The sequence below is a fragment of the Pseudomonas typographi genome (assembly GCF_014694385.1).
Taxonomy (GTDB): domain Bacteria; phylum Pseudomonadota; class Gammaproteobacteria; order Pseudomonadales; family Pseudomonadaceae; genus Aquipseudomonas; species Aquipseudomonas typographi.
The window spans coordinates 1-716 of sequence record NZ_JAAOCA010000121.1; the positions used below are offsets into that span (position 1 = coordinate 1).

Below are 716 nucleotides of genomic sequence, written 5' to 3' on the forward strand. Positions count from 1 at the left end.
TCTGGCCGGGAGTACCTGACCATTCTCGTTTCAACGGGGCTCAATGATGGGTGAATTCAAAATGCAGGGCGTTGAGGGCGTCGTAGGGAAGATGCGCGGCCTGGCGCCCAAACTGCAACGATCCGGCCTGAAGAAGTCGGCGCGCCGGGCAATGAGCATCGTCCGGGACGCGGCCAGGGCCAAGGCCAAAGCGATCGATGACCCGGCAACCGCAGAGAAAATCTGGAAGAACATCGCCGTCCAGGAATCGCCGAAGGACTCAAAGCGCGAGGGCGGTGTGGTGATGCGTGTCGGGGTCATGGGCGGGGCTCAAAACCTATCCTTGGGCGGGATAGCCGGTAAAAAAACGCTCAAGGACAATCCTGGCGGAGACACCTGGTACTGGCGATTCATCGAGTTCGGAACTGAACATAGCCGGGCCGAACCGTTCATGCGTCCAGCGCTTTCGGAGAATATTGACCCGGTGACCGAGCGGTTCGCCACCGAGCTGAGTACCGAGATCGATGCGGCGCTCAGGGGGGCGTGATGTACCCACCTATTTTCGACGTCTGCGCCCGGTCGCCGGCCGTGACCGCGCTACTGGGCGAGTCGCCCACCCGTCTGTACCCGTTCGGCGAGGCCCCGGAAGGGGTGAGCAAGCCTTATGCGGTTTGGCAGACGATTGGGGGCGAGCCGGACAACTACCTGGCTGATCGGCCCGACTCTGACCGGTTCGA

Annotated in this window: 2 protein-coding genes; both read left to right on the top strand. The window is 62.2% G+C overall.

From position 1 onward, the window contains the following. Positions 1-46 precede the first annotated feature (46 nt). Positions 47-526 (top strand): HK97-gp10 family putative phage morphogenesis protein, encoded by a 480-nt coding sequence (locus tag HAQ05_RS27970; protein ID WP_190427650.1) that lies wholly within the window; start codon positions 47-49, stop codon positions 524-526. Then, on the top strand, positions 526-716 hold a 191-nt coding region (gene gp17, locus HAQ05_RS27975), incomplete at its 3' end, for a tail completion protein gp17 (protein WP_190427652.1). The genes HAQ05_RS27970 and gp17, both read left to right, overlap by 1 nt.

What these genes read in the sequence shown, in the direction of transcription:
- HAQ05_RS27970 (WP_190427650.1), top strand. Translation starts at nt 47, where the DNA reads ATGGGTGAATTCAAAATGCAGGGCGTTGAGGGCGTCGTAGGGAAGATG.